At 69.9% G+C, this 7,271-nt stretch carries 5 protein-coding genes; 2 read left to right on the top strand and 3 right to left on the bottom strand.

The window, feature by feature from the left end; all coding sequences use genetic code 11:
• Positions 1–387 precede the first annotated feature (387 nt).
• Positions 388–1,692, bottom strand: a complete 1,305-nt coding sequence (locus AB0E94_RS33810) for a hemolysin family protein (protein ID WP_360334914.1) — start codon at positions 1,690–1,692, stop codon at positions 388–390.
• A gap of 165 nt (positions 1,693–1,857) precedes the next feature.
• Here AB0E94_RS33810 and AB0E94_RS33805 point away from each other — a divergent pair, with 165 nt between their 5' ends.
• A complete protein-coding gene (locus AB0E94_RS33805) occupies positions 1,858–2,874 on the top strand; it encodes a DUF2278 family protein (RefSeq protein ID WP_360334912.1) in 1,017 nt (338 codons plus the stop codon).
• A 64-nt stretch (positions 2,875–2,938) separates the two neighbouring features.
• Here the strand turns inward: AB0E94_RS33805 and AB0E94_RS33800 are convergent, their stop codons facing one another.
• Both AB0E94_RS33800 and AB0E94_RS33795 read right to left on the bottom strand, forming a co-directional pair.
• Positions 2,939–4,879 carry a PAS domain-containing sensor histidine kinase gene (locus AB0E94_RS33800; protein ID WP_360334910.1) on the bottom strand — a complete coding sequence of 647 codons (1,941 nt, stop codon included), beginning with the start codon at positions 4,877–4,879 and terminating at the stop codon, positions 2,939–2,941.
• A gap of 7 nt (positions 4,880–4,886) precedes the next feature.
• On the bottom strand, positions 4,887–5,513 hold the full coding sequence (locus AB0E94_RS33795) for a helix-turn-helix domain-containing protein (RefSeq protein ID WP_360334908.1): 627 nt from the start codon (positions 5,511–5,513) through the stop codon (positions 4,887–4,889).
• Between the two features lie 126 nt (positions 5,514–5,639).
• Between AB0E94_RS33795 and AB0E94_RS33790 the strand changes: the two genes are divergently transcribed.
• Positions 5,640–7,199 (top strand): CocE/NonD family hydrolase, encoded by a 1,560-nt coding sequence (locus AB0E94_RS33790; RefSeq protein WP_360334906.1) that lies wholly within the window; start codon positions 5,640–5,642, stop codon positions 7,197–7,199.
• The last annotated feature ends 72 nt before the right edge of the window (positions 7,200–7,271 follow it).

The following is a 7,271-nucleotide window of genomic DNA, read 5'->3' as shown; positions in this document are numbered from 1 at the left end:
CACCGCCATCGCCGGAACAGGGAACGCGGACGAGTCGTCGCCGGCGGATCCTGCCGCAGCGATGGATCTTGCGTCACTGTCGGCCGGCATGCAGTCGCAATACTGCCGGGGCTGACGTCCGCGACCGGTGTGATCTGCGGAGGCGGGGCCGGGCAGCGGTTCACAAAGTGCGAAAGTTGAGCGAGGAGAACCGTGCAAGATCTACAAGGCTCTTCGTGGGCGGATTCTACGCGAATACGACATTCCCGGACTCGGGCCCGCATCTCGTCGCCCGTTTGCGGCAGAAACGAAGTGGGGTGCATCGGAAATATGCCCAAATCCACCCCCATGTCGACGGTGAAAAGGTGTCTGAGCTACGGCTAGCCGTAGCTCAGACACCTTTGGGGGCTAGACCGTGGCTTCCTCTTCGGTCTGTTGTGTGGACAGCGGGCGCAACCGGATCTTGGTGATCGCCCGCCCGGTGATCTCGACCACCTCAGCCGTGTGCCCGTCGATGCGGACCGTCTCGCCCGGCACCGTCGGGATGTGGCCGAGACGGGCCAGCGCCAGGCCGGCCACCGTCGTGTAGTCGCCGGCGTCGGTCTCCTCGATGTCGACGCCGATGTCCGGCAGGTCGTGGATCGGGAAGGTGCCCGGCAGCAGCATCGCCCCGTCCTCCTCGTGGATCACCGACTGCACGTCCCGGTCGCTCTCGTCGTAGATCTCGCCGACGACCTCCTCGACCAGGTCCTCCATGGTGACGATGCCGTCGATGGCGCCGCGCTCGTCGACGACCAGGGCGAACTGCTGCCGCTGGCCGCGCAGCTGGCGCATGGCGTCGGACACCTTCAGCGTCTCGGGGAGGAACAGCGGCTCGAACATGTGGTCCCGGACCAGGCCGCCGGCGGTGATCAGGTCACGCAGGTGGACGACGCCGAGCACGTCGTCGAGGCCCATGGCGCCGGTGACCGGGGCCCGCGAGTGGCCGCCCTTGACGAGCCGGGCCAGAGCCTCGGGGGCGGGCAGGTCGGCCGGGAGGATCAGCACGTCGCGGCGCGGGATGAGGATCTCCCGCAGGATCCGGTCGGCGATCTCGAAGGCGCCGCTGATGATGGTGCGCTGCTCGGCGGTGATGTCCTGCTGGGCGGCGACCATGTCACGGATCTCCTCGGTGCTCACCTCCTCACGGCCCGCGCCGGGGTCGCCGCCGGCGAGGCGGACGACCAGGTCGGTGGCTTTGCCGAGCAGCCAGATCACCGGCCGGGACATGGTCGCCAGCACGTCCAGCGGGCGGGCCACCAGCATCGCCCAGCCCTCGGCCCGCTGCATGGCGATGCGCTTGGGGGCGAGCTCGCCCACGACCAGGGTGAAGAACGTCAGGACGATGGTGACGAGGATGATCGAGACGGGCTCCGCGGCGCTGCCGAGGAAGCTGAGCGGCTCGATGAGCGGCTGTGCCAGTGACACCGCCGCGGCAGCCGAGGCGAGGAAACCCGCCAGGGTGATGCCGATCTGAATGGTGGCCAGGAACCGGTTGGGGTCCCGCGCCAGCTTGGCGAGGGTCCTTCCGGTGCGGGACTGCCGCTCGAGACGCTGCAACTGGCTCTCCCGCAGCGAGATGAGAGCCATCTCGCTTCCCGAGAACACCGCGTTGAGCAGCACCAGCACCACGACCAGGACAACTTGCCAGCCGTATCCGCCCACGGCGGACATCAACTCCTTCACGAAGAGACGAAGGCACCAGGCTACCGGTGCCGGCTGTGAGGATTCCCAGGGAGATCACGATCCATGCAGGGAATCCACGCTGTCCGGTAATTGACGAGAACAGTTTCCGAATCGTTCGTTGACTGCGAATATGCCCGGGTGTCCAATCCGGGCATGCCGTTGAAGCGTTACGGGGTTCTGCGTGCGGCCGTCATCGACCGCCGCATCGAGACCGATGACACACCTCATTATCAGATTCATTTGCGGGCGGCCGGCGTCGATTACCGAGCGGCGGTCAACGTGCGTTCCCAGCTGGCGCCGCCGGATCTCCTGTACCTGGGGGTCGACAATTTCGATCATCCGATCCTGGAGCAGGCCGGGCGGCTTCCGGAGGGTTTCACCGAGGTGGAGAGCCGGCGCGGCGGCGTGGCGATCGACTTCATCCGCGGAAACCTCTTCGACCGGTTCGCGATGCGCCCGGCGCCGGCCACGAAGCCCGGCCCGGACAATGATCTCGGCGAATTCCTGGATCACTACGTGCAGAAGGCGCTCGGTGATCCGGAGGCGCGGGCCTACGTGTTCGGCGAGGCGTGGGGGCCGGAGCCCACGGCGGACAAGATCTTCGGTTTCCGGCCCGGCAACGGCGTCCATGACGTGCACATGAACCAGGGCAACCGCGGGAGGTTCGCCGGTGACAACGGCGTCTTCCAGGACGGGGCGTTGCTGCTGCACTTCCCGGGCCCGGACACCTGGGTGGCGATCTTCCTGGCCTTCCAGTCGCAGGTGATGCACACCGACGACATCACCGGGCATCCGGTGGCTGAGCTGCCCGACGCCGGTCCGGCGCCGCGGCCGTCGCCGTCCGAGCCGGATCATCTGGTACGGATAGTGGCCGCGCTGGTCAATCCGCCCGGCCCGGCGCCGGAGGCGGAGACGGTCACGCTGCTGAACGCGTCGCCGGGCCGGATCGATCTGACCGGCTGGTCGCTGGTGAACGGGGCCGGCAGCCGGCAGCCGCTGGCCGGGGAGCTGGCGCCCGGGGCGGCGGTTCAGCTGGCCGTGGCGCCCCCGGTGCAGCTGGGCAACGGCGGCGGGACGCTCACCCTGCTGGACGCTCGCGGGCTGAAGGTGGACGGCGTGGCGTGGACGGCCGGCCAGGGGCGGCGCGAGGGCTGGAGCGTCGTCTTCTGACCGGCCGGCGAGGAGCGCCGACAAGAGACGAGCCGACAAGAGACGAGGGGTCGGCGAGGAGGGGTCAGACCGACTCCGCCTCGAGGGTGAAGATCGAACCGCCGGCGGGGTGCGACTCGTGCCGTACCTCGCCGTGGTTGGCGCGGGCCAGGCTGCGGACGATGTAGAGGCCCAGGCCGGTGCCGCGGACCGAACCGGCGTCGCGTCCGGCCCGGGTGAGCCGGTCGAACAGGCGCGGCCGGAACTCCTCCGGGACGCCAGGGCCGCGGTCCTCGACGCTGAGCAGCACCCGGCCGCCGGCGGCCGTGCCGATCCGGACGGCGGTGGCGCCACCGGCGTATTCGGCCGCGTTGGCGAGCAGGTTGACCAGGACCTGCTGGAGGTGGCCGGGGTTGAAGCGCAGGGTGACGTCCGGCCCGGTCACCGGGACGTGGCTGTTGCCGGTGCTCTCCAGCGCGCTCGTGATCCCGGCGTGCAGGGAGACCTCGCCGCGGACGGCGCTGAGGTTGCCGGCGTCGATGCTGACCATGGACAGCACCTCGCGGACTATCTCGTCGAGCCGCTGCGCCTGCCGGCTGATCACGGTGACCGCCGTGGCCGCCGGTGAGTCCGCCTCCACGTCGTCGGCGAGCAGGTCGCTGTAGCCGAGGATGGCCGACAGCGGGTTGCTGATCTCGTGCCCGAGCATCCCGATGATGTCGAGTTTGAGCTGGTTGGCGACTTCGAGGGCGGTGTTGCGCTCGGCGAGGGCGGCGGCGGCGTGGTCGCGGGCACGTTCGGCGATCCGGCGCTGGGAGATGTCGGTGGCCACCACGATGAGGTGCCGTGGGCGGTCCTGGGAGTCGCGGACCAGGGAGACGGTGGCCTCGACGTCGACCCAGTGCCCGTCGGCGTGCCGGAGCCGGGTCTCGTGGGTGTAGAAGGCGGCGTCCCCGGCGAACAGCCCGGCGATCTCGTTGTGGGCGTACGCGAGATCGCCGGCGTCCAGGAGTTCGGCGTCCATGACGCGGCCGGCCATGTCCTCGACGCGGCGGCCGAGCATCCGGGCGAACGCCTTGTTGACGGCGATCAGCGAGCCGTCCAGGGCGCGGATCACCTGGCCCACCGCCGAGTGGGTGAACTGGGCCCGGAACCGCTGTTCGTTCACGGCGAGGGCCTGTTCGGCGGCGCGGGCCGCGGTCACGTCGGTGTTGATCTCCAGGACCTCGACGTCGCCGTCGGCGGGCCGGTGGACGACCTGACGGCTGAGCACGGTGACGACCCGGCCGGAGGCGGTGAGGTGCTGCATCTGGCCGTCCCAGTGGCCGTCGCCCTCCAGCGCGGCCTGCTGCTCGGTCGCCGAGCCGCTCTCGAAGACGGTGCTGAACAGGCGGTGGGTGCGCCGGCCGCGGGCGGCCTCGGAGGTCCAGCCGTACAGCTGCTGGGCGCCGTTGTTCCACCAGAGGATGGTGCCGTCGATCCGCCGTACGATCACGGCTGCCGGAATCAGCTTGAGGAGCGCGGCCTGCTGGTGCAACCGGGCGTCGGCCGCGCGTTGCGCGGTGACGCTGAGCTCCAGGGCTTCCAGCGCGGCGGTCCGCTCGGCGAGCAGGGTGGCGTTGCGGGCGTAGTCGTCGACGTGCAGCAGGGCTGCGGTCAGGCTGGCCGCCAGCAGTTCCAGGTGGCGGGCGTCGACCTCGTCGAAGGCGCCGTCCGCGCCGCTGACCACCCGGATCACACCGACCGGGGTGTCACCGCTGTGCAGTGGCGCCACGCACACGGACCGCACACCGGTCAGGCTTCCGGCTCCGGCGACGTCGCCGGAGAGCAGTTCGACGGCCGCGCCGGTGGCCGCCGGGAACGTGCCCATCACCTGTTCGGCGACTACCCGCAGCGCCTGGTCGCGGTCGTGGGCGGCGGCGGTGACGGCTCGCTGGGCCTCGATGGTGGAGAGCAGGACTCGGGTCTGCCGTTCCAGTTCGGCACGCTCGGACACGCTGATCTCGTCGACCACTGGACCGCGCATCGCGTCGTCACCCCGTTCCGCTGCTCTCTCCCACCGCGGGGTTGATCGGCAGGCCCCCGGGGGTCCTGAGCTCCGGGAGGAAGACACCGTCCAGGACGAGGTCGACGGCGCGGTCGGCGGCGGCGCGGGCGGCCCGTACGTCGTCGGTCGCCTCGGCCACCCCCTGCACCATGGTGAACAGCAGGGACAGGTCTTCGGGGACCAGGTCGGCGCGGACGTGCCCGTGGTCGCGGGCCCGGCTCAGCGGCGCGGCGAAGGCGGCGATCACCCGCTGCCGGTACCGCTCCTGCAGCCCGAGGTCGAAACGGCGCACCAGTTTGACCAGGCCGCGCAGCTCGATCTGGGAGTGCAGGGTCTCGCGGAGCAGGTCGCGGAAGCCGGCCGGGTGCGTGGAGTGGGCGGCCACCCGGGCTTCCATGATCTCCAGTTGATAGGTGAGGACGGCGGCGGTGAGCGCCTGCCGGTCGGCGAAGTGGCGGTAGAGAGTGGCCTGCCCGATGCCGGCTCGCCTGGCGATCTCGGGCATCAGGGCGACGGCGCCCTCCTGGGCCAGCACCTCGCTCGCGGCCTCCAGGATGGCCGCGCGGTTGCGCTGGGCGTCACGTCGACGTGCTGTCGGGGTTCCGTAGAGCACCTGTTACCCCCTTAGCTACCGACGAGTTACGTTACTAGCCGGTAACGAGAATGTCACCATCTTCAAATTCTCGGAACCGATTCCTACGCTGCCGCCACGTTCGCTCCCCTCCATCGAGGAGTGTTGATGGCGCTTCGTCGCTTGACCACACTGATCGCTGCCTTCGCCCTGGCCGCGACCACTTTGACCATCCCCTCGCCGGCCCACGCCGCCGTCGGCACGACCGGATTCAAGGCCGTCGAGATCACCGGCGAGGGCGGGGTCGCACTCAAGGCCAACGTCATCGCGCCCTCGGCGAGCGGGCGGCACCCGGCGGTGATCCTGCCGTCCAGCTGGGGCCTCAACGACCTGGAGTACCTGGCCCAGGCCAAGGTGCTGGCCGGGCGCGGGTACGTCGTGGTGTCGTACACGCCGCGCGGCTGGTGGCTGTCCGGTGGAGAGATCGACACCGCCGGGCCGAAGGACATGGCCGACCTGACCAAGGTGGTCGACTGGACGATCGCGAACACCGCCGCCGACCCGGCCCGGATCGGGGCCGCCGGCATCTCCTACGGCGCCGGGATCAGCCTGCTCGGGGCGGCTTTCGACAGCCGGATCCGGGCGGTCGGCGTGCTCAGTGGATGGACCGACCTGGTCTACTCGCTCTACGCCGACCAGACCCGGCACCGCCAGTCGGCCGGGCTGCTGGAGCTGGCCGCGCAGATCGTCGGCAAGCCGAGCGCCGAGCTGACCGGCAACATGGACGACTTCAACGCGAACGTGAACGTCGGCGACGTGATGGCGTGGGCGAAGGTCCGGTCCGCCGCCACCTATCTCGACCGGATCAATGCGAACAACCCGGCGGTGCTGATCGCCAACGGCTGGGGCGACACGTTCTTCCCGCCGAACCAGCTGGTCGACTTCTACGGCAAGCTGACCACCCCGAAGCGGCTCGAACTGCGCCCCGGCGACCACGCCATCGCCGAGCTGACCGGCGTGCTGGGCCTGCCCAACGAGGTGTGGACGAGCCTCTACTCGTGGCTCGACGCGCACCTGGCCACCGGCACGACCGCGGCGAACCCGATCTATCTGAAGCCGCTGAACGCCGCCGCCGAGTCGTACCCGACCTGGTCCGCCCAGGCCACCTCGACCCGCCGGTACGGCCTCGGCAGGATCCGCACGCTGGACGGCACCGGCCTGCTCGGCGGCGCGGTCAGCTCCGGCTGGACCAAGACGCTCCCGGCCGACAAGGACACCATCGCCAACGGCGGGATCGTGCTGATCTCCAACGGGGCCGCGGCGATCACCGGCCAGCAGCCGTCGGTCTGGCTGCCGTTCGTGGACCGTGGCCGGGCCGGCGTCTGGGCGGCCGAGCGGCCGTCCTCGGACCTGCTGATCCGTGGCAAGGCGAGCGTCCACCTGGAACTGTCCGGCACGGCCTCGACCGGGACCGTGGTGGCCTACCTCTACGACCTGGATCTGGTCGGCAACGCCAAGCTGATCACGCACGCCCCGGTGACGTGGCTCTCCGGGCCGGGAAACCGGGCGGTCGACGTCACGTTCCCGGCGACCGCTTACGACCTTCCGGCCGGGCACTCGCTGACCCTCGTGACGGACACCGTCGACCCGCTCTACTACGACGAGAACGAATCGGGGGATTCCATCACCATCGGTGGCGGATCCTACGTGGACGTACCCATTCAATAACGTATCGGAAATGGATCACCGGCCGTCGCCGGTGATCCATTTCCATATTGGACTCATTGGCCGGGATGAGAA

Source organism: Actinoplanes sp. NPDC026670 (assembly GCF_040638175.1).
Taxonomy (GTDB): domain Bacteria; phylum Actinomycetota; class Actinomycetes; order Mycobacteriales; family Micromonosporaceae; genus Actinoplanes.
Note: the sequence above shows the minus strand (reverse complement) of the source record. Positions and strands in the feature narration are given on the sequence as shown.